Here is a 21,255-nt window from a genome sequence, read left to right on the forward strand (position 1 = left end):
GGCCCCCCTCTGAGCTGCCATCGGCCGCTTCTCATAAATCGTGACCTTAAACGCGCAGTAGCGTGGCGGCTTGGCCACGTGCGGACGGTGAATCATCCACAACCAGTGTGGCGACGCTCTGATCGCGTTTCAGCCGCTGTACCAACCATACTTGGCGGTTGATGTTGTTCGGCGTGCTATCGCCGCGAGCAGCATGCCTGCGAACGCACCCGGATGTTCACCGACACGGGGGGCACCGTGGTCGCCATCGATAGCGACCTACAGCACGGCAGGCTTGGGGCGCTAGCTCGATTGCAAATGTTTTGGGACAGGTATCGGCGGCTTCGGACGCAACTGGGGCATGGGTTTGCATGGCCCCAGCGGATTATGTCCGACAGACACTACGGAGTGCGCCCCGGTATATGCTGATGGAATTGGGTAGCATCCTTCATGATGCAAATTGCATCCAACCTGGAGGTCAGTGTGAGAAATTCACGAATTCATGCATTTGCTGGTGCGTTGATGTTGGTGCCGTTGTCCGTTTTTGCTTTAGCCCCGGGTGATGACCATGGAGTCAAGATGGCTGCCCGAGGACTCGGCCAGTCGATTCCGCTGGCGGAAAACCTGAGCGTGGATCCCGGTTGGCTGGTCTACGGGTTCGAGCGCGATGGCATGGACTATTTCCAGGTGAATGATCTCGCGGGGCGCGTGCACATTGTGATCGGCAATGCTGCCGGAACGTTCTGGGTACTGCCTGCAGGTGATCCATCCGCAAAGGTATCGTTGCCGGAACAGCGCCTGCCTGTTCCCAGTAAGGGCACCAGAACGGTTATCTATCGGGCTGCTGCATTCACGCTCGTCAGATATGCGAGCGGAGCTGATACGTTGTGGGCGGTAGAGGCACCTTGATAGGGCTTGTTGCCGGGATATCGGCGAGCCTCAGCATCGGATTGCATGGGCGCCCGGTGCTCGCCGGGTGCCCGTGACATCCTGGAACAGGGTGGTGTGAGACATCCTGATGCCATTTCACTGTTTTGGCTCGATCCGGTCGCTTAACTGTGAAATGCACTACTGCAGCGCAGAAGGTGAGGGACAGTTGTACGGCGGTGGATTGCTGGGCGTGGCCTCAAGATTGGTTTCGCGGTCGAGGAACAGAATCCTGACCCGGTTGCGATAGCAGTCAACGGTCCCGTCATAGGCGAGGGTTCGCCCGGTCAGTCGCTCGAACGCGGTCATGGTTGTCTGCTGGGAAAGGCGCCCATGCGGATCCAGTAGTGACACGACCATGAGGATTCCGCGCCTTGAGCCCATTCTGCCGCATCTGGCACGAATGCGAATTTGACCACCTTCATGCTTGAGAAGAATGGAGACCGCATCAATGAGTGTCCGGTAGGCAGCCAGCTGCAGTTCCACGCTCAGGTTACAGGGGTCACCTTTCAGATCCGGGCGAAGAACGCGCTCCGTCAGCTTCCATGACTCACGGATGCCACCAGCCTGCAAGGCCACGTACAGCCCAAGGTGCTCCAAGCCCGAGGGATAGACCATGCTTGTCTGTTCGCGAAACAGCCGCGAATGGACATTTGAGGTATGCAAAAGGCTGCTGGCCACTGCGTGATGTCCCTGGGCCATGAGCCAGTTGGCCAGTTCAACCAGCGAAGTATCGATGCCGTCGCCGAGCTTGCGAAGATGCAGGGCGCGTTCACGCAGCTCCATCTCGCTGGCTAATTGCGAGCTCCTGGCAAGATGGATAGCGTCCCTTTCTCCCATCTCGCGCAGTCTGTAGCGGTGGTAGAAGTGGGTAATGCGTGACCCGAGCAGTAGCAATGCGATGCCGCTGATCGCCATGATCTGCTGAGTGATGAAGGCCGCTGGATCGAATGCGGTTGGATGGGTGTTGGGCGTGGTCAGACCGATAACCATGTTGATTGCCGGAACTGCAAGGGCAGCGCCCTTCCAGCCGTACAGGCAGGTAAGCGTGGTCGCTGGGAGTGCCAACAGCAGCAGGAACGTTGCCTTCAATGCAATCCACTCTGTGGGCAGTTGAGTCGCAGCTATCCCGATCAGCAGCATCAATGAAAGTGATGCCAGCATCGGGACTTTTCTTAGCCCGCTCCACTGCTGCTCCACGTCCTGTCGCGCCCACAGCATGGCGATGGGGACCACCGTCAGAATGCCGATGAAGTCACCCACACTGTAGCGAGCCGCATTGGTCAGGAAGGGCGTGGATGGGGGCGTTGGCCAAAGCAGATGGGAAAAGCTCAGGTTGAGCAGAGTGATAACGACACTGGAAGCGGCGGCAACCAGCAAAAGGCCGATCGTCTGCGACTCTGCCATCAGCCGCCGTTGCAGCTTCACAATCAACATCACCGCTGGCATGAGGAACGCGGAGGCAACGATGACCCACGTCAGGCCGTACTTCTCGATCATCGGCACACGGGATTGTGCAAAGTACGCATATTCGCCCAACAGCAGATAGGGCCAAAGTCGCGGCGGGCACAGCAGCACGGCTGCCACCCGGATGCCGGCTGGTAAATAGAATTGATCAAGCGACAACTGTCGGGTTGCCCAATAAGCAACTGCATAGATCAAGGCCAGCATCAGGCCAGCCGGACGAATGCGCACCTTCAGCAACAATCCTTCTTTCCACCAGTCCAATCGCGCGTCCCCTTCTCCTACGTGTCCCCTGTCAGCATCCATTCGCCGCGGGGCCCGGTTTTCAGGACGGTATCGGTCTGCGAACGATTATGCAATTGCGCAGCTACGCATTTAGGAAACTGAGGAACCGTCCATCACAGATGTTGCGTGAAAATCTGTGACGCGTGCTGCACGATGAGCGCTTCGATGTGTTCTTCAAAACGTTCCATACACGCGTAAATGCCGGATGTTCACCACAACGCATCCCGCAGCTTGTACCACGACATCGCCGCCACCAGCAGCGGCGTGCGCAGCAGCCGGCCACCGGGGAAGGGCGCATGCCGCAGGCGCTGGAACACGTCCAGGCGCTCGCTCTGGCCGGCAATGGCGGCGGCGATCACCTCGCCGGCCAGCCCGGCGGCGGCCACCCCATGGCCGGAGAACCCCTGCGCGAAGTACAGGTTGCCGTCCAGCCGGCCCCAATGCGGGGCGCGGTTGCGGGTAATGTCCACATAACCACCCCAGACCTGGTCCAGTGCCACGTCGGCCAGCTGCGGGAACACCTGGTGCATGCGCCGCTGCATCACCCCGCGCAGGCCCGGTGGGGGCAGGGCCGAGTAGCTGGCGCGGCCGCCGAACAGCAGGCGGTGGTCGTGGCTGAGGCGGAAGTAGTCCAGAGCCCATGCGGTGTCGGCCACGGCCATGTTGTTGCCGATCAGGGCCCGGGCGCGTTCAGCACCCAGCGGCTGGCTGGCGCCGATATAGGTGCCCACCGGCATGATCCGCCGTTCCAGCTCGGGCAGCAGGCCCTGCAGCCAGGCGTTGCCGGCCACCACCAGATGCGCAGCGCGCACGCTGCCCTGAGCGGTATGCAGGGAAGGCTGTGGTCCCCGCTGCACGCGGGTCACCGCGGAGTTCTCGTGGATCACCACGCCGGCCGCGCGCGCCGCATCGGCCAGGCCGCGTGCATACGCCAGCGGTTGCAGGTGCGCGCTGAGCGGATCGAACATCGCGGCGCGGTAGCGCGGGCTGTCCAGCTGTGCGCGCAGGGCATCACGGTCCCACCATTGCATCGGGTAGTCGTAGTGGCGCTGCAGGTGCTCGCAGTTGGCCAGAAGTTCACGCTCATGCCGTTCGCGGATGGCGACGCTGGCATGGCCTTCCACCCAATGGCAGTCGATGCCGTGGCGATCGATGCGGGTGCGCATCGCCTGCACCGCGTCACGCGACCAGTCGAACAGGTGGCGCGCGTCGTCGTGGCCGAGCTGGCGCTCCAGCTCGTCCACCTCGCAGCCATAGCCCACCAGCGCCTGGCCACCGTTGCGACCGGACGCGCCCCAACCGATCCGCTGCGCGTCCAGCACCACCACGCGCTGGCCACGCGTAGCCAGTTCCAGTGCTGCGGTCAGGCCGGTGTAGCCCGCGCCAAGCACTGCGACATCGGCCTGCACATTCCCCTGCAGCGAGGGAAGTGGGGGCGGCTCGGGCAGGCTGGCGGCATACCAGCTGGGCGGGAAGGCGGCGCTCATCGCAGGCCTTGCGGGCGCAGTACGGACGGGTGGAGCGGGGGAGGGCGATCAGCGTTCACGTCCTTAGTTTCGCCGATGCGTGACGGCCATGGTGTGACGGCGACGACTTGCCGCGTTCGCCGGGCGACGGGTAACGTGTCGGCACGCCAAGGAGTTTTCCCATGCGCCGCCTGCCCTGGGTGGGCCTGCCCACCGACAGCACCCTGCTCGGCCATCACCGCTTTGCGGTGGCCGGCGAGAAGTACGTGCGCGCGCTGGCCGAGGCGGCCGAGGTGACCCCGGTTGTGTTGCCGAGCCTGCAGCCTCCTTTGCCGGCTGGCGAATGGCTGCAGGGGCTCGATGGCCTGCTGTTGACCGGCGCGGTCAGCAACATCGAACCGCAGCACTACGAGGGCGGCCGCAGCTGGCCGGGCAATCCGCATGACCCGGCCCGTGATGCCAATGCGTTCGCGCTGCTGCGCGAAGCGCTGGCGCTGGACCTGCCGGTGCTGGCGATCTGTCGCGGCTTCCAGGAACTGAACGTCGCGCTGGGTGGCAGCCTGCATCCGCAGGTGCATGCGGTGCCTGGCCTGGCCGACCACCGCGAAGACCCGCAGGCGCCGGTGGAGGTGCAGTACGGGCCGGCCCACGCGGTCACCCTGGCCGCTGATGGCTGGTTGGCGCGGTGGAGCGGCAGTGACCGGACGCAGGTCAATTCGGTACACGGGCAGGGTATCGCCCGCCTGGCGCAGGGGCTGCAGGTCGAAGCCGTGGCCGATGATGGCCTGGTCGAGGCGGCACGCAGCCTGCACCATGATTTCGTGCTCGGCGTACAGTGGCACCCGGAGTGGCGTGTCATGGATTCGCCGTTCTATCACGCTATTTTCCGTGCGTTCGGCCAAGCTTGCCGGCAGCACCAACAGAACCGACTGGATTCCCGATGAGTTCCCGAACGCGCCCGCGCAAGACGGCTACGCCCCCCGCACCGCAGGAAAGCAGTCTGCTGCGTTGGCTGAAGGAGCGGCGCATCACCGAGGTCGAGTGCCTGGTGCCGGACATCACCGGCAACGCGCGCGGCAAGATCATTCCTGCCGACAAGTTCTCGCACGACTACGGTACGCGGCTGCCCGAGGGCATCTTCGCCACCACCGTCACCGGCGAATTCCCTGACGATTACTACGACCTGACCTCGCCGTCGGACTCGGACATGATGCTGCGCCCCGATCCGGACACCGTACGCATGGTGCCGTGGGCGGCCGATGCCACCGCGCAGGTCATCCACGATTGCTACACCAAGAGCGGTGAGCCGCACGAGCTGGCACCGCGCAACGTGCTGCGCCGCGTGCTGGCGGCCTACGCCGAGCTGGGCCTGCGCCCGGTGGTGGCGCCGGAGCTGGAGTTCTTCCTGGTGCAGAAGAACACCGACCCGGACTTCCCGCTGCTGCCACCGGCCGGCCGCTCCGGGCGTCCGGAAACCGCGCGGCAGTCGTACTCGATCGATGCGGTCAACGAATTCGACCCGATCCTCGACCTGATGTACGACTACGCTGATGCGATGAAGCTGGACGTGGACACGCTGATCCACGAATCCGGCGCCGCGCAGCTGGAGGTCAACTTCACCCATGCCGATGCGATGGACCTGGCCGACCAGGTATTCCTGTTCAAGCGCACCATGCGCGAAGCGGCGATGCGCCACGGGGTGTATGCCACGTTCCTGGCCAAGCCGATGGAAAACGAGCCGGGCAGCGCCATGCACATCCACCAGAGCCTGGTGCGGGTGAGCGATGGCAGCAACGTGTTCGCCGGCGAGACCCATGCCGAGGGCGAGTTCAGCCCGGTGTTCGGCCACTACCTGGGCGGCCTGCAGAAATACGTGCCGCAGGCGATGGCCTTCTTTGCGCCGAACGTGAATTCCTATCGCCGGCTGGTGTTCGGCGAGGTCTCGCCGAGCAACGTGCACTGGGGCTATGACAACCGCACCTGCGGGCTGCGCGTGCCGCTGGACACGCCGGAGAACATGCGCGTGGAAAGCCGCTTCGCCGGTTCCGATGCCAACCCGTACCTGGCGATGGCGGCGACCCTGGCCTGCGGCCTGCTGGGCATCCGCGAGCGGCTGGCACCGGATGCACCGGTGACCGGCAGTGCCAAGGAACTGGGCTACAACCTGCCGCGCTCGCTGGGCGAAGCGCTGGACGGGCTGGAGCAGTGCAGCGAGCTGCAGGCGCTGCTGGGCGAGCGCTTCTGCCGCGCCTACATCTCGGTCAAGCGCAAGGAATATGAGACCTTCTTCCGCGTCATCAGCTCGTGGGAGCGCGAGTTCCTGCTGCTGAACGTCTGAGCATCTGGAATAGAAAAATCCGCCGCCGGGGGGTAGGCTGGCACCCGTCGCCGGCCCCGCCGGCCCCCCTTTCCGCATTCTGGAGCACCCGATGAAGCTGCGTATCCTCACGCTCGGCCTGGCCTCCGCCATGCTCGCCGCCTGCAGCGGTGGCAACGGCGGCGCGCAGGACAGCCAGGTCCTGAACGTCTACAACTACAGCGATTACATCGCCGAGGACACCATCCCGACCTTCGAGAAGGAGAGCGGCATCAAGGTGACCTACGATGTGTTCGACAGCGACGAGATGGTCGAGACCAAGCTGCTGGCCGGCAACAGCGGCTACGACGTGGTGGTGCCGACCCTGAACTTCTTCGGTCGCCAGATCCAGGCCGGCGTGTTCCTGCCGCTGGACAAGAGCAAGATCCCGAACCTGGCCAACCTCGATCCGGCGGTGATGAAGCGCATCGCCACCCAGGACCCGGGCAACCAGTACGGCGTGCCGTACATGATCGGCACCACCGGCATCGGCTACAACGTGGAGATGCTGAAGCAGCGCTTCGGCGGCAGCACCGACATCGCCAACAGCTGGGACCTGGTGTTCAAGCCGGAGAACATCAGCAAGATGAAGGACTGCGGCGTGACCATCCTGGACACGCCGGCGGACATGATTCCGATCGCGCTGCATTACCTGGGCCTGGACCCGCACAGCGGTGACCCGGCCGAGCTGCAGAAGGCGGCCGACCTGCTGAAGTCGATCCGCCCGTACGTGCAGAACTTCCACTCCTCGCAGTACGTGGGTTCGCTGGCCAATGGCGGCACCTGCCTGGTGGTGGGCTGGTCGGGTGACATCATCCAGGCCCGCGACCGCGCCGAGGAAGCCAGCAATGGCGTGCACGTGGCCTACTCGATCCCGAAGGAAGGCGCCCCGCAGTGGTTCGACATGCTGGCGATCCCGAAGGATGCCAAGCATCCGGAAGCCGCGTACGCGTTCATCAACTACCTGCTGCAGCCGAAGGTTGCCGCGGCCAACACCAACTTCATCCACTACGCCAACCCGGTGCCGACCGCGACCCCGCTGGTGGATGAGGCGATCCGTACCGACCCGACCATCTACCCGCCGGCCGACGTGGCCGAGAAGATGTTCACCTATTCGATCAACACGCCGGAAACCGACAAGCTCTACACCCGGCTGTGGACCGAGGTGAAGACCGGCCGTTAAGCCGGTCTGGCGCCGCCGGGCCATGCCCGGCGGATTGCTTCATCCTTGGCCGGGCGCGGTACCGCCGCCCTGGTCAAGGTGCCGTAGGATCGCCGGCAACAGGTCACGTGCATCGCGACCGCCGTTGCACAGGAACGACGAACTCATCCGCTGCAGGTTGTGCATGCCGATGAAGAACAGCCCCGGATGCGGTGAAACGCCGAACTCGCCGAGCGGATAGCCATGTGCGTCCAGCACGCCCTGCACGTCCAGCCACGGCCATTCGGCAACGAAGCCGGTGGCCAGCACCACCGAGCGGATGCCTGCGGCCTGCAGATCCAGTTCACGCGGGGCGGCGTCCGGCTCCCAGTGCAGATAGACCTCTTCGGGAATGTAGCGGGCATCGTCGGTGCGCGGTTCGGGCCGCGTGGCGTAGTACGCGCTGGCCAGCGAATCGAGATAGGCATATTCGGTCCGTGTCGCCTCGATCGCGGTGCGCAGCTGCGGGCGCACATCGGCGAAGCGGGCGACGTTTCCATCGAAGCCCTGCAACCGACCCAGCAGCCTGATGCCTGCGCGGTGCATCGCCAGCAGGCTGATCGAGCTGCCAAGGCCGGCACGCCCCTTGCCGGAAATCAGCGGGAATTCGGCGGTACGGGCCTTGCGCAGTGCATCCGGTTCTCCGGCCAGGACGGCGGCCGCTTCACTCACATGCTGGTGGATACGCCCGGCCATGTCCCACCAGGTCATCGAGTCCTTGCCGCGCAGCCGGCGGGTATGCGAATGCCGCTGGGCCAGTGACCAGTGCACGCTGCGACTGCTGTCGCGCAGGTCCTGGGCGATCTGCGCGCCGGACTGGCCGCCACCGATGACCAGCACGCCGCCGTCGGGCAGCTGGCGGGGGCTGCGGTAGTCGCCGGAGTGCAGCACCGTCAGACCCCGCGCGGGCGCGAACGGGACCCGGGGCATCCGCGCGCGGCGGTACTCGCCGGTGGCGACCACAACCGCCCCAGCCCGGATCAATCCGTGGCTGGTTTCGATGGCATAGCCACCCGATTCGGGCGTGACCCGCTGAACCGCACAACCTTCGCTGATCGGCAACGAACGTTCGTCGGCATAGTCGCGCAGCCGCCGGATCACCTCCGGGGCCCCCATGAAACCTTCCGGGTCGTCACCCGCATAGGCATGGCCGTGCAGGGCCATCGTCGCGTTGGCGGTGTTGGTCTGGAACGAATCCCAGCGCCGCTGCCAGCTGGCGCCCACGGTTTCGGCCTCCAGCACGCGATGCTCGACGCCGGCTTCCTGCAGGAGCGCGCTGAGGGACAGCCCGGCCTGGCCGGCGCCGATGATGACCAGCGGCAGCGTTGCAGGCAGGGAGCCCGGCAGGCGGGGCGGGAAAGGGGAGGGGCGGTCCGGGGAAGTCACCAGGGTGGGTCCATGCAGGGGCTTGATCCGGGCCATTGCGCGGGGAATGCCCCGGGCCATCAACAGATCCGGTTCTGAAAAACGTTGCAGATCGAGGCGTCGCCTGTGGTGTCTGGCCGGGACGACCGCAGGGTCGTCCAGGGGAGCCCGGGCCTTTGCGCGGACAGGCCACCATGGTGGGGGAAAACCGACACTCCCAGGGCCCCCGGGGCTGGCCAGCGGCCGCTTCCGCCTGCCGCCGTCATATCCCCTGGGCCCCCCGGCCGTTAGAATGGCGGCCGCTGTCCACCGCCCGCTCCCGGAGCCCCCATGCCCGTTGAAGCCCAGCCGGTAGCCACCGTCGTCGACACGACCGGTGCGCCCGGCTATCTCTCCATTCGTGACCTGCGCAAGGAATTCGACGGTTTCGTCGCCGTTGACGACGTCAATCTGGACGTGCGCAAGGGCGAGATCTTTGCCCTGCTCGGTGGCTCCGGCAGTGGCAAATCGACCCTGCTGCGCTGCCTGGGTGGCTTCGAGACGCCCACCAAGGGCAGCATCACCCTCGACGGCCAGCGCCTGGACGCGCTGCCGCCGTACCAGCGGCCGGTCAACATGATGTTCCAGTCCTATGCCCTGTTCCCGCACATGACGGTCGAGCAGAACATTGCCTTCGGCCTGAAGCAGGATGGCCTGGGCAAGGATGCGATCAGCAAGCGCGTCGGCGAGATGCTGGACCTGGTGCAGATGGGGCACCTGGGCAAGCGCAAGCCGCATCAGCTGTCCGGCGGCCAACAGCAGCGCGTGGCGCTGGCGCGGTCGCTGGCCAAAGGGCCGAAGCTGCTGTTGCTGGACGAGCCGATGGGCGCGCTGGACAAGAAACTGCGCTCGCAGATGCAGCTGGAACTGGTCAGCATCATCGAATCGTCGGGTGTGACCTGCGTGATGGTCACCCACGACCAGGAAGAAGCGATGACCATGGCCACCCGCATCGCGGTGATGGATGCCGGCTGGATCCAGCAGGTCGGCAAGCCGGACGAGGTCTACGAGCAGCCGGCCAACCGCTTCGTCGCCGAGTTCATCGGTTCGGTCAACCTGTTCGACGGGGTGATCGACGAGGACCTTCCCGAGTACGTGACCGTGCGCTCGCCGCTGTTCCCGGCGCCGATCTACATCGCCCATGGCATCACCGGCTATGAAGGGCAGCCGGTCGCGTTCGCGCTGCGCCCGGAAAAGGTGATGATCGGCAAGGACGAGCCGGAAGGGCACACCAACAAGGCGCAGGGCGTGATCGAGGACATTGCCTACTTCGGCAGCCACTCGGTGTACCACGTGCGCCTGCCCAGCGGTGCCAAGGTACTGGCCAACTTCGCCAACTCGCAGCGCTGGGCCAGTGATGGCCTCACCTGGGGCGACGAGGTGTGGGTGCACTGGCGCGACAACGACGGCGTGGTGCTGACCTCATGAGCGTCGCCGGCCTGAAGCGCTGGCTGCCGGGGCTGCGTGCCACGGTGATCGGCATTCCGTACCTGTGGCTGCTGCTGTTCTTCGCAGTGCCGTTCCTGATCGTGCTGATGATCAGCTTCTCGCTCAGCCGGGTCGGCTCGCCGCCGTACACCTGGCTGCTGCAGTATGCGGACGGCGGCTTCTCGCTGAAGCTGAACCTGGAAAACTACCTGGCGCTGTTCCGCGACTCGATCTATGCGCAGGCGTTCCTGAGCTCGATCAAGATCGCGGCGATCTCTACTTTCCTGACCCTGCTGATCGGCTACCCGATGGCCTATGCCATCGCCCGCCTGTCGCCCGCCGCACGCAACGTGGCAATGATGCTGGTGGTGCTGCCGTCGTGGACCTCGTTCCTGATCCGCGTGTATGCATGGAAGGCGATCCTGGACCGCAACGGCCTGCTCGACCAGTTCCTGCAGTTCACCGGCCTGCAGACGCTGATGACGTCGATGGGCCTGCCGAAACTGCAGCTGATCGACACCCCGACCGCCGCCTATATCGGCATCGTCTACTGCTATCTGCCGTTCATGGTGCTGCCGCTGTACGCCAATCTGGTCAAGCATGACCACCGCCTGCTGGAAGCCGCCTACGACCTTGGTGCCAAGCCGTGGCAGGCGTTCCTGCGCATCACCCTGCCGTTGTCCAAGGCGGGCATCATCGCCGGCTGCATGCTGGTGATGATTCCGGCCATTGGTGAATTCGTGATCCCGGAAATGCTGGGTGGCTCGGAGACGCTGATGGTGGGCCGCCAGCTGTGGAACGAGTTCTTCAACAACCGCAACTGGCCGGGCGCCTCGGCGATGGCGGTGGCGATGATCCTGTTGCTGCTGGTGCCGATCCTGCTGTTCAACCGTTCCCAGCAGCGCCTGCTGGAAGGGAAGCAGGCATGAGCCCGCGTAGCGCAAAGGGCCTCGGGCTGGGCGTGCTGCTGCTCGGCTTCGCCTTCCTGTACCTGCCGATCCTGTTGTTGATGTTCTATTCGTTCAACAGCTCGCGGCTGGCGATGGTCTGGGCCGGGTTCTCCACCCGTGCCTACAGCGACCTGTTCGCCGACCGCGCGCTGATGGATGCGATGTGGACCAGTCTGGTGGTGGCGTTCTGGACCGCCTGTACCGCCACTGTGCTGGGCACGCTGGCGGCGATGGTGATGACGCGCTTCAAGCGCTTCCGTGGCAAGCCGCTGTTCGGCGCGCTGGTGACCGCGCCGCTGGTGATGCCGGATGTGATCCTGGGCTTCTCGCTGATGGCGCTGCTGGCCTCGATGGGCGCGATTCCCGGCTTCCCGGCGCGTGGCCTGACCACCATCTGGATCGCCCACGTCACCTTCACCCTGTGCTTCGTCACCGTGGTGGTGTCCTCGCGCCTGCAGGAAATGGACCTGTCGCTGGAAGAAGCCGCGATGGACCTGGGCGCGAGCCGGCTGACCGTGTTCGGGCGCATCACCCTGCCGATCATCGCGCCGGCGCTGGTGGCCGGTTGGCTGCTGGCGTTCACCCTGTCGCTGGATGACGTGGTGGTGGCCAGCTTCGTCGCCACACCGGGCTCGACTACGCTGCCGATGAAGGTGTTCGCCTCGGTGCGCATGGGCATCAGCCCGAAGATCAACGCGTTGGCCACCCTGCTGGTGTCGGCGGTGTCGATCGCCGCGGTGATCGGCTGGTACATCAACGCCCGCGCCGAGAAACGGCGCCAGCGCGACCTGCAGCTGGCGCGGCAGGACAACGGCTGAGCACACGGTCTGTCGACAGCGTCGGCAACATCCGGCTCACGGCCGGCGGCGCACAATGGGGGTCTACCAGATGGAGACCCCCCCATGACCGTCGAGATTGTCGACCCGGCCACCGGCCAGGTGACCTACCGCCATGAACTGATGGGTGCTGCCGACGTCGAGCAGCGCCTGCAGGCCGCCGCCGATGCATTCCCCGGTTGGGCCGAGCGCTCGCTGCAGGAGCGGGGGGCGATCCTCAAGCAGATCGCTGGCCAACTGCGTGCGCGCCGCGACGATCTGCAGCAGGCGATGACCCACGAGATGGGCAAGCTCAAGGCAGAGGCGTTGGCCGAGGTCGACAAGTGCGCGGCGGCCTGCGAGTTCTACGCCGACCACGCCGCCGACTATCTCAAGCCGCAGCTGATCGACACCGAAGCCCAGCGCAGCTATGTGCGCTACGAGCCGATCGGCTGTGTGTTCGCGGTGATGCCGTGGAACTTCCCGATCTGGCAGGTGTTCCGCTTCCTCGCCCCGGCGTTCATGGCAGGCAACGTGGCCCTGCTCAAGCACGCCAGCAACGTGCCGCAGTGCGCCGACCTGATCCTGGCGGTATGCCGTGACGGTGGCCTGCCTGACGGCGTGTTCGATGTACTGCACATCGACAACGACCAGGCGGCCGAGGTGCTGCGCGACGCACGGGTGAAGGCGGTGACACTGACCGGCAGCGAGCGGGCGGGGCGCTCGATCGCGTCCAACGCGGGCAGCCAGCTGAAGAAGTCGGTGATGGAGCTGGGTGGCAGCGATGCCTTCGTGGTGCTCGACGATGCCGACCTCGACAAGACCGTGGCGGCGGCGGTGAAGTCGCGCTTCGATAACAGCGGGCAGACCTGCATCGCGGCCAAGCGCTTCATCGTGGTCGAGGCGGTGGCCGATGAGTTCACCCGGCGCTTCGTGGAAGCCGCGGCCGAGCGCCAGTACGGTGATCCGAACGAGCGCGGTACCACGCTGGCGCCGATGGCCCGTGCCGATCTGCGTGACGAACTGCACAAGCAGGTGCAGGCCAGCGTGGCCAAGGGTGCGCGGGTACTGCTGGGTGGTGAGCCGATTGCGGGTACACATGCCGGCTATCCGGCCACCGTGCTCGATCAGGTCGGCCCGGGCATGCCGGCCTACGACGAGGAGCTGTTCGGGCCGGTGGCTGCGGTGATCCGTGTCGCTGACGAGGCCGAGGCACTGCGCGTGGCCAACGACACCCGCTTCGGCCTGGGCGGCAGCGTGTGGACGCGCGATCCGGTGCGCGGCGAACGTTTCGCGCAGCGCATGGAATGCGGTGCCGCGTTCGTCAACGCCATCGTCAAGAGCGACGCGCGGCTTCCGTTCGGCGGCAGCAAACAGTCCGGTTTCGGCCGGGAGCTGGCCGACCACGGCATCCATGAGTTCATGAACATCAAGACCGTCTACGTGGCTTGATGCCGAACGGTAGTGCCGGCCGCTGGCCGGCATTGCCTGGTTGCCGGCCAGCGGCCGGCACTACCAGAAGCGGGCCATGCGCCACGACCAACGGTCGTGGCCTACCGGTCCGGTGGGTATCGACCGTTGGTCGATACCCCTCACAACCACTTCGCGCGCTTGAACAACCGGTACAAGCCCACGCACACACCGCCCACGCCCACGATCATCAGCGGGTACGACCACGGCTCGCTCAGCTCCGGCATGTGGCTGAAGTTCATGCCGTACCAGCTGGTGATCAGCGTCGGCGCCGCCAGCAGCGCGGCCCATGCACCCAGCCGCTTGACCGTCTCGCCCTGCGCCAGCGTCACCAGCGACAGGTTCACGCTCAGTGCGGTGCCCAGCATCTCGCGCAGCGTGTCGATCACATCGCTGATGCGTACCGCGTGGTCGTGCACGTCGCGGATGTACAGCTTCACTTCGTCGGGGATCAGCTCGCCCTGGTAGCGGCGCAGCTGCGCCAGCACATCCTGCAGCGGCGCCACCGCCATCCGCATCTTGTTCAGCTCGCGCTTGAGCTCGTACAGCCGCACCACCGTGCTGCGCTTGTAGGTGTCGGCGAAGATGTCCTTCTCCAGCAGCTCCAGGGTGTCGCGGAAGCGGTGCACGATGGGCAGGTAGTTGTCGACCACGAAGTCGGTCACCGCGTACAGGCAGTACGACGGGCCCATCTTCAGCAGCTGCGGCTCGCGTTCCACCCGCGCACGCACCGGGGCATAGGACAGCGACGCGCCATGGCGTACCGTCACCAGGAAGCGCGGGCCGAGGAAGGCATGGGTTTCGCCGTACTGGATGCGCTCGTCGACCATCTGCGCGGTGGTCACCACCACGAACATCGAATTGCCGTAGGTCTCGACCTTGGGCCGCTGGTGCGCGTTGCGCGCATCCTCGATGGCCAGGTCGTGCAGGCAGAACTCTTCCTGCAGTTTCAACAGCACATCATCATTGGGGTCGTACAGGCCGACCCAGACGAAGCCGTTGCCACTGGCAATGACATCGCTGATGGCGTCCAGGGTGATGTCGTGGCGTTTGCCCTCGTCATCGTAGTGGACGCAGTTGATGACGCAGGCGGGGTTGGCCGAGGCGGGCGCGGCAGCAGAGGCGGGCAATGACATGCCCGCCATCGTGCGTCAGGGCTGTGTTTTGGACAAGTGAGGAGTACGCCCCAGCACCCATGCCAGCGCGACGTGGACGGGCAGCAGCAGCACGATCCACTGCACGTTGTACTGGGCCTGCAGGCTCAGCCAGTGCAGTACCAGCGCGGCCACCGCCTGTACCGCCAGCAGCCACAACACGATCCTGAACATGCGGCCCGGCACGCGACGGCGCAGCAGGGCGATTGCACCCGGCAACAGCAGCACGGCCAGCGGCGAAAGCAACAGCAGGTTGCGATTGGCCCACGCGGCGTAGTGGATGCTGAAGCCCCACAGGAACACCAGCACGCCACCAAACAGGGCGCACAGCAGCCAGAACGGCAGGGCCAGCCCGGCCAGCAGGCGCGGGCGGTTGCGCAGCGCCAGCACGCCGCCGGCCACGATCAGCCCGAGCAGCAGCCATGGCCACCAGCGGCGCGCGAATTCCTTCGGCTCCGCATCGATACGGTGCGGCAGCAGTTCCTGTTCGGACTGCACCAGCGGACGGCCATCGCTGTTGCGTGCCTGGCGCAGCGCATCGGCCAGGCGCATCGGCACGAAGGCTTCCTGCCAGCGCGACAGCGGCTGGTCGGCGAACGGCCCAAGGCCGACATCGAAGCCCAGCCACATCCACGGTGCCGGCGACGCCAGGCGGACCGATTCACTGCGGTAGGTGTTGCCGCGCGAGCGCCCCGACAGCTGCGACTGCAGGCCGCCACCCAATGCCTTGTCCACCGTGTCGCGCACCATCGTGGCGCAGTTGGCGGTGTAGTAATCGTAGTGGTAGCGCGCGTTTTCCGGCTTGGCCCGCTCGGCCAGGTCGGCGGCCAGCGCACGCGCCTGGTCCGGGCGCAGGTCCAGCCACTGCACGCTGGCGCCACGGCCGGTCTCGTCGTAGTAGGACAGGTCCTGCTGCAACGGCAGCGCCACCAGGTAATACATCATGTCGCCGCGTGCGAAGCGGCTGATGAAATCGTCCTCGGACGGATCGAAGTAGCCGAAGTTGTACGAGGTTGCCTCGCCGCTGACCGGATCGACCACGACGATGGCGTCGTGGCCGAAGCGTTCGAAGAACACGGTGCCCGGCTGCATGGTCACCACGCCGATGCGCGGGGCAGGGGCTTCAGCGTTGGTCGCGGGTACGGCAGGTGTGGCTGCGACCGGCTGCGCGAAGGCGGCCAGCGGCAGGGCCATGGCCAGCACGCACAGTGCCAGCCACACCATGAGGATCAGGCCGTGGCGCTTCAAGCGTCGTCCTGCGCGTCTGGCGGCAGCACGGTCACGTGGAAGGCCTGTACCCGGCGCGCATCGGCGCGGGCCACGCGGAACATGAAGCGATCCAGCGCCAGCTCGTCACCGACTTCCGGCAGATGGCCCACGGCCTCGGTGACCAGGCCGCCGATGGTGTCGTAGTCCTCGTCGGAGAACGTCGCGCCGAAGCGCTCGTTGAAGTCGCCGATCGGGGTCAGCGCGTCGACCACGTACTGGCCGTCGGACTGGATGGCGATCTGCGCGGACGGATCCTCGGCCTCGTCATGTTCGTCGTCGATCTCGCCGACGATCTGTTCCAGCACGTCCTCGATGGTGACCAGGCCGGCGACACCGCCGTACTCGTCCACCACGATGGCCATGTGGTTGCGCGACAGGCGGAATTCCTTCAGCAGCACGTTGAGCTTCTTCGCTTCCGGGATCAGCACCGCCGGGCGCAGCAGCTCGCGCACGTTTGCCGGGCCGTTGTCGGCAACCACGCCGCGCAGCAGGTCCTTTGCCAACAGGATGCCAAGGATGTCGTCCTTGTTCTCGCCGTGCACCGGGAAGCGCGAATGGCCGGATTCGACCACCTGCTTCATCAGTTCCAGGAAGGGCGCTTCAACTGGCAGCGAGACCATCTGCGAGCGCGAAATCATCACGTCGCCCACGGTCAGCTCGACCACCGAAATGGCGCCTTCCATCATCTTCAGGGTATCGGCGGCGATCAGACCCTCTTCCTGCGCGGTGTGCAGGACAGCGACCAGCTCGTCGCGGGTATGGGGTTCGCCGGAGAAGGCGGAGGTCAGGCGTTCAAGCCAGCCGCGCTTCTTTTCACTGTGCTCCGCAGGGGAGCTACTACTGTCGTCTTCTGACATCTCTGGAAAAAAGGCACCCGGCAGGCCGGGCGTTGACCCAAGTCTAGCAGGATGTGACGGCCTGTCAGTGACTGCCGGTGGCCGGGGTTGGGGCGGCCGGGGCCGGCTCCTCCTCGGGCAGGTCCAGGCTGTAGGTGCAGCCGGCCAGGGTCTTGCCGGGGTGGGAGGCCACGGTGGAGACGCTGAGGATGATCGACTCGATCTGGGCCTCGCCGGTCTTCGGGTCGGTCACGTCGCGGCTGACCAGTTCGCGGCCGGCCATGAACTTGCCGTCCTGGTCGTAACCGGTCTCCAATTCCAGCCGTTTGGCCAGCGGGCGTGGGTCGGCCTGGTCGAGCACCGCCATGATGCTGGCGCCGGCCACCGCCACCCGCTCGGTCTGTTGGCCGAAGACGGTGATCGGGCCGGCCAGCCGGAACTCGCTCATGAACTGGTTGCCCTGCGGCAGCGGCTGCAGGCCCTGGGCCACGGCCTTCAGCGGATCGGCCAGCAGCGGCGCCAGCGCGGCCTGCTCGGCCACGCCCTGGCGGCATTCGATCAGGGCCGGCAGGTCCAGGCTGGTGGCGAAGGCGGCGGGAGCGGCGAGGGCACAGAGCAGGGGCAGGCAGCAGCGCAGTGACACGGTCGGTTTCCGCAGGCGAAGGGCCGCCATCATAGCCCCGGCGAGCGCCGGAACAGCCCGGTGAGAAGGCGCAGGAAACCGGTCATCGCCCGCCGCACGAGCATCAGTGAGAGGGTCAGCACGACCGCAAGCATGGCGACCTGCATCGATTGCCCCGCGATGCGCGCCACCGCCGGCCACAGGCCCGGGCTGGTCAGCCAGGGCATCAGTTCCGCTGCGGCGGTCCTGCCCACTTTCATGTAGATCACAGCCAGCACGAACAGCACCAGCAGCGAGGTACGGCTGGCGTGGAAGAACGGGAGTGCGTTCACGGAGCGGCCCAGGCGGCGGTGCACGATCATCCGCCACAGGAGCGGAAGGGTCAGTGCACCCACCAGCGTCAGCACCATCGACGTTTCAAGCAGACCGGGGAGATGGGCCGGTTCCAACCGTCCGCTGAGGTGCGGGCCGATCATGCCGATCGCCAGCCCGGTCAGCAGGCACACGGGCGAGAGCAGGGCCAGGCTGCGCAGCAGCCAGTGCCTGCCGCTGGGTTCGTGGGCGCTGATGCGGCGCACGGTATAGGCACCCAGCACCAGCAGCATGGCGAACAAGGTGGCGCCGATCACAAACATCATTGAGCCGTTTCCCGAGGTCATCCTTGTTCCTCTCGTGTTCCTGGCGACGGGCGGTGGCCCGCTCAGCGCTCGCCCGCGTATGGATCGTCGATGCCCAGCTCGGCCAGGATCTCCCGCTCCAGCTGCTCCATCGCCTCGGCTTCCTTGTCGTCCTCGTGGTCCCAGCCGAGCAGGTGCAGCACGCCGTGCACGGTCAGATGCGCGTAATGGGCATTGAGTGCCTTGCCCTGTTCGTCGGCCTCCCGTGCCACGACCGGAGCACAGATCACCAGGTCACCCAGCAGCGGGAACTTGACGCCCTTGGGCAGGCCTTCGGGCACTTCGGCCGGGAAGCTGAGCACGTTGGTGGCGTAATCCTTGCCGCGGTAATGGCGGTTCAACGACTGTCCTTCCTTGGCATCGACCACGCGGATGGCCAGATCGGCCTCGCGGATGCGGCCCTTCAACGCGGCGGCCACCCACTTGCGGAAGCTCACTGCCGCCGGCAGGCCGGCGCGCGGCAGGGCATAGCTGACGGCGACGTCCAATCGCACGGGACCACGGGTCATGGAGTTGCTCCAGGTTGGATCTGATTCAGGTCGCGGCGGTCGTACGCGCTCACGATGCGCGCGACCAGCGGGTGGCGGACCACGTCACGGGATTCGAAGAAGGTGAAGCTGACGCCCTCGACCTCACGCAGCACGTCGATGGCGTCGCGCAGGCCGGACTTCACGTGCTTGGGCAGGTCGGTCTGGGTCAGGTCACCGGTGACCACCGCAGTGGAGCCGTAGCCCAGGCGGGTCAGGAACATCTTCATCTGCTCGATGGTGGTGTTCTGTGCTTCGTCCAGGATCACGAACGCATCGTTGAGCGTGCGGCCGCGCATGTAGGCCAGCGGCGCGATCTCGATGACGTTCTTCTCCAGCAGCTTGACCACCTTTTCCACGCCCATCATCTCGTACAGGGCGTCGTACAGCGGTCGCAGGTAGGGATCGACCTTCTGGCTCAGGTCGCCGGGCAGGAAGCCCAGCTTCTCGCCGGCCTCCACCGCCGGGCGCACCAAGATCAGGCGCTGCACCCGCGATTCGTTCAGGGCTTCGACCGCGCTGGCTACGGCCAGGAAGGTCTTGCCGGTACCGGCCGGGCCGATGCCGAAGTTGATGTCGTGGGTGGCGATCTGGTGCAGGTAGCGGCCCTGGTTGGCGCCGCGGCCGCGCACCGTGCCGCGCTTGACCTTGATCGCCACGTCCTGTGCTTCGTAGGAGCGCTCGGCGATCTGTTCGACATTGGCCTGCGCCAGGCGCAGGTGGATGGCGTGGTTGTCGAAGGTCGTTTCGCCGGCTTCGGCGTACAGCGCTTCAACCAGCTTCTGCGCCTCGACGATGGCTTCGTTGGGGCCGCTGATGCGGAACACGAAGCCACGATTTGCGATCTCCACGCCGAGCTTCAGCTCGATCTGGCGCAGGTGCCCGTCGAAGGGGCCGCACAGGTTGGCCAGTCGCTCGTTGTCTTCCGGCGACAGGGTGAAGTCTCGATGATCGATGCTTTTCATTGCTTGGGGTGGGGCGGACGCCTTCCACCGCAGTGTATTCAGGGAGGACAAGGGTAGCGCGCGTGCGGGGCACACGGCCAGCAGACGGTCGATACAGCGTTTTCCACACCCGGTGTGGACGGGGCACGCGGAAACCTGTGGATAGACCTTCGCAATGCTTGTGCCACAAGGCCCATGAGGTCCTGGTGAAAAAAGCGTCATGGTCGCCGGTCGCTACGGCAGCACTGCCACGGGTGGCCTGCGCGGGGGGCATTCATCGTGATGGCAGTGCAGGTTTCGTTGCCGGGCGAGCAACAGCGCCGGGTCCTGCCGGATTTCCACAACGGTTGTGGAATGATGCCGAATCAACCTGTGGATAGGTGGTGCGGAGCCTTGCAGCAAAAGGCTTGCCCAGGCGTGGTGAAAAAACCGTCAGGGCTGATTGGAATCATTGAGGGTGCACGGGGCACATGGCACCGTGTCGCCGTCGCAGGAGGGGATGGCATGGGCATCGGCAACGGGATGCGTGGAATCGGACTGGCGGGCATCGGCCTGCTGGTGGGGTGTGGGCAGTCAACGCCGACTGCGCTGGGCACGCTGGAGTGGGACCGGATCACGGTGCCGGCACCGGCGGCCGAAGTGATCGCCACGGTGGAGGTGCGCGAGGGCCAGCAGGTCAAGGCCGGGACCGTGCTGATGCAGCTGGACCCGGCGCGGGGAGGCGCGCAGTTCGCCGCAGCGCAGGCTGATACGGCGCGTGCGCAGGCGCAGCTGGAAGAACTGCAGATCGGCCCACGCCAGGAGCAGATCGCTCAGGCCCAGGCACAACTGGCCGCGTTGCGCGCACAGGCTGCCGAAGCAAGTGCCTATTACCGACGGGTCCAGCCGTTGGCACAGCAGCGCTTGATTGCCGCCGCTGAACTGGATCGAGCACGCGCCGCCGCCGGCAATGCCGAAGCCAGCGTGCGTGCTGCCGAGCAGGCCTGGCTGGAGCGGGTGCACGGCAGCCGTGTGCAGGATATCGCCCAGGGCCAGGCGGCTGCCGATGCCGCACGGGCACAGCAGGTGGTACAGAGCGTGAACCTGCAGAAGCTGCAGTTGCGTGCACCGCGCGACGGGGTAGTCGATGCATTGCCCTACCGGCAGGGTGACCAGGCACCGATCGGTGCGCCGCTGGCAGTGATGCTGGTCGGCGAGCGCCCCTATGCGCGCGTCTACCTGCCGCAACCGCTGCGTCTGCAGGTGAAGGTCGGGCAGGCCGCGCAGATACAGCTGGAAGGCGGCAACACCGTGCTGAAGGGGCATGTACGTGCGATCCGTAGCGAACCATCGTTCACGCCGTACTACGCACTGACCGGCGATGACGTCGAACGGCTGAGCTATCTGGCCGAGATTGAAGTGGACGCGGCCGCCGACATGCAGAAGCTTCCGGCCGGGCTGCCGGTACAGGTGCGCTTCTGAATACCGGCGAGGACATCGCG

19 protein-coding genes are annotated in these 21,255 nt (G+C 65.8%); 9 read left to right on the forward strand and 10 right to left on the reverse strand.

Annotated features, from left to right (window positions below; all coding sequences use genetic code 11):
- Positions 1-429: 429 nt before the first annotated feature.
- A complete protein-coding gene (locus ACZK3J_RS07485) occupies positions 430-888 on the forward strand; it encodes a hypothetical protein (protein WP_262220668.1) in 459 nt (152 codons plus the stop codon).
- Positions 889-1,047: 159 nt separating this feature from the next.
- Here ACZK3J_RS07485 and ACZK3J_RS07490 read toward each other — a convergent pair whose 3' ends face one another.
- On the reverse strand, positions 1,048-2,676 hold the full coding sequence (locus ACZK3J_RS07490; RefSeq protein ID WP_180845030.1) for an MASE1 domain-containing protein: 1,629 nt from the start codon (positions 2,674-2,676) through the stop codon (positions 1,048-1,050).
- Between the two features lie 188 nt (positions 2,677-2,864).
- A complete protein-coding gene (locus ACZK3J_RS07495; RefSeq protein ID WP_478476702.1) occupies positions 2,865-4,142 on the reverse strand; it encodes an NAD(P)/FAD-dependent oxidoreductase in 1,278 nt (425 codons plus the stop codon).
- Positions 4,143-4,303: 161 nt separating this feature from the next.
- On the opposite strand from ACZK3J_RS07495, the gene ACZK3J_RS07500 reads away from it, so the two are divergent.
- The 3 genes from ACZK3J_RS07500 (at position 4,304) to ACZK3J_RS07510 (ending at position 7,660) form a co-directional block, all read left to right on the forward strand.
- Entirely contained in the window at positions 4,304-5,065 is a 762-nt protein-coding gene (locus tag ACZK3J_RS07500) for a gamma-glutamyl-gamma-aminobutyrate hydrolase family protein (protein ID WP_478476704.1), read from the forward strand.
- Positions 5,062-6,459, forward strand: coding sequence for a glutamine synthetase family protein (locus tag ACZK3J_RS07505; protein ID WP_049423285.1), 1,398 nt, complete (start codon positions 5,062-5,064; stop codon positions 6,457-6,459). The genes ACZK3J_RS07500 and ACZK3J_RS07505 overlap by 4 nt, the downstream gene beginning before the upstream one ends.
- Positions 6,460-6,550: 91 nt before the next feature.
- Entirely contained in the window at positions 6,551-7,660 is a 1,110-nt protein-coding gene (locus ACZK3J_RS07510) for a polyamine ABC transporter substrate-binding protein (RefSeq protein ID WP_004151739.1), read from the forward strand.
- Between the two features lie 39 nt (positions 7,661-7,699).
- On the opposite strand, the gene ACZK3J_RS07515 is transcribed toward ACZK3J_RS07510, so the two are convergent.
- Positions 7,700-9,100, reverse strand: coding sequence for a flavin-containing monooxygenase (locus ACZK3J_RS07515; RefSeq protein ID WP_100437537.1), 1,401 nt, complete (start codon positions 9,098-9,100; stop codon positions 7,700-7,702).
- Positions 9,101-9,373: 273 nt separating this feature from the next.
- Here ACZK3J_RS07515 and ACZK3J_RS07520 point away from each other — a divergent pair, with 273 nt between their 5' ends.
- The 4 genes from ACZK3J_RS07520 to ACZK3J_RS07535 all read left to right on the forward strand — a co-directional run bounded on the left by ACZK3J_RS07520 (position 9,374) and on the right by ACZK3J_RS07535 (position 13,727).
- Complete coding sequence (locus ACZK3J_RS07520) at positions 9,374-10,510, forward strand: ABC transporter ATP-binding protein (protein WP_032130239.1); 1,137 nt, start codon at positions 9,374-9,376, stop codon at positions 10,508-10,510.
- The gene (locus ACZK3J_RS07525; RefSeq protein ID WP_049399899.1) at positions 10,507-11,439 is read left to right on the forward strand and encodes an ABC transporter permease subunit; all 933 of its coding nucleotides are present in this window, start codon (positions 10,507-10,509) and stop codon (positions 11,437-11,439) included. Before ACZK3J_RS07520 ends, ACZK3J_RS07525 begins: the two co-directional genes overlap by 4 nt.
- Positions 11,436-12,278 carry an ABC transporter permease subunit gene (locus ACZK3J_RS07530; protein WP_008267688.1) on the forward strand — a complete coding sequence of 281 codons (843 nt, stop codon included), beginning with the start codon at positions 11,436-11,438 and terminating at the stop codon, positions 12,276-12,278. Before ACZK3J_RS07525 ends, ACZK3J_RS07530 begins: the two co-directional genes overlap by 4 nt.
- Before the next feature lie 84 nt (positions 12,279-12,362).
- Entirely contained in the window at positions 12,363-13,727 is a 1,365-nt protein-coding gene (locus tag ACZK3J_RS07535) for an NAD-dependent succinate-semialdehyde dehydrogenase (RefSeq protein ID WP_478476705.1), read from the forward strand.
- A 140-nt stretch (positions 13,728-13,867) separates the two neighbouring features.
- On the opposite strand, the gene ACZK3J_RS07540 is transcribed toward ACZK3J_RS07535, so the two are convergent.
- The 7 genes from ACZK3J_RS07540 to ACZK3J_RS07570 all read right to left on the reverse strand — a co-directional run bounded on the left by ACZK3J_RS07540 (position 13,868) and on the right by ACZK3J_RS07570 (position 19,795).
- Positions 13,868-14,890, reverse strand: a complete 1,023-nt coding sequence (locus ACZK3J_RS07540; protein WP_012510579.1) for a magnesium and cobalt transport protein CorA — start codon at positions 14,888-14,890, stop codon at positions 13,868-13,870.
- A 6-nt stretch (positions 14,891-14,896) separates the two neighbouring features.
- Complete coding sequence (locus ACZK3J_RS07545; protein ID WP_049463575.1) at positions 14,897-16,147, reverse strand: lipoprotein N-acyltransferase Lnb domain-containing protein; 1,251 nt, start codon at positions 16,145-16,147, stop codon at positions 14,897-14,899.
- Positions 16,144-17,025 (reverse strand): HlyC/CorC family transporter, encoded by an 882-nt coding sequence (locus ACZK3J_RS07550; RefSeq protein WP_478476707.1) that lies wholly within the window; start codon positions 17,023-17,025, stop codon positions 16,144-16,146. The genes ACZK3J_RS07545 and ACZK3J_RS07550 overlap by 4 nt, the downstream gene beginning before the upstream one ends.
- Before the next feature lie 64 nt (positions 17,026-17,089).
- The gene (locus ACZK3J_RS07555; protein ID WP_478476709.1) at positions 17,090-17,677 is read right to left on the reverse strand and encodes a hypothetical protein; all 588 of its coding nucleotides are present in this window, start codon (positions 17,675-17,677) and stop codon (positions 17,090-17,092) included.
- The gene (locus tag ACZK3J_RS07560; protein WP_478476710.1) at positions 17,677-18,264 is read right to left on the reverse strand and encodes a hypothetical protein; all 588 of its coding nucleotides are present in this window, start codon (positions 18,262-18,264) and stop codon (positions 17,677-17,679) included. The genes ACZK3J_RS07555 and ACZK3J_RS07560 overlap by 1 nt, the downstream gene beginning before the upstream one ends.
- 62 nt (positions 18,265-18,326) lie before the next feature.
- On the reverse strand, positions 18,327-18,812 hold the full coding sequence (gene ybeY, locus ACZK3J_RS07565; RefSeq protein ID WP_005408831.1) for an rRNA maturation RNase YbeY: 486 nt from the start codon (positions 18,810-18,812) through the stop codon (positions 18,327-18,329).
- Complete coding sequence (locus ACZK3J_RS07570) at positions 18,809-19,795, reverse strand: PhoH family protein (RefSeq protein ID WP_478476712.1); 987 nt, start codon at positions 19,793-19,795, stop codon at positions 18,809-18,811. Before ACZK3J_RS07570 ends, ybeY begins: the two co-directional genes overlap by 4 nt.
- Before the next feature lie 483 nt (positions 19,796-20,278).
- On the opposite strand from ACZK3J_RS07570, the gene ACZK3J_RS07575 reads away from it, so the two are divergent.
- The gene (locus ACZK3J_RS07575) at positions 20,279-21,235 is read left to right on the forward strand and encodes an HlyD family secretion protein (protein ID WP_277779016.1); all 957 of its coding nucleotides are present in this window, start codon (positions 20,279-20,281) and stop codon (positions 21,233-21,235) included.
- Positions 21,236-21,255 lie beyond the last annotated feature (20 nt).

The organism is Stenotrophomonas sp. 86428_Sma, assembly GCF_056481585.1.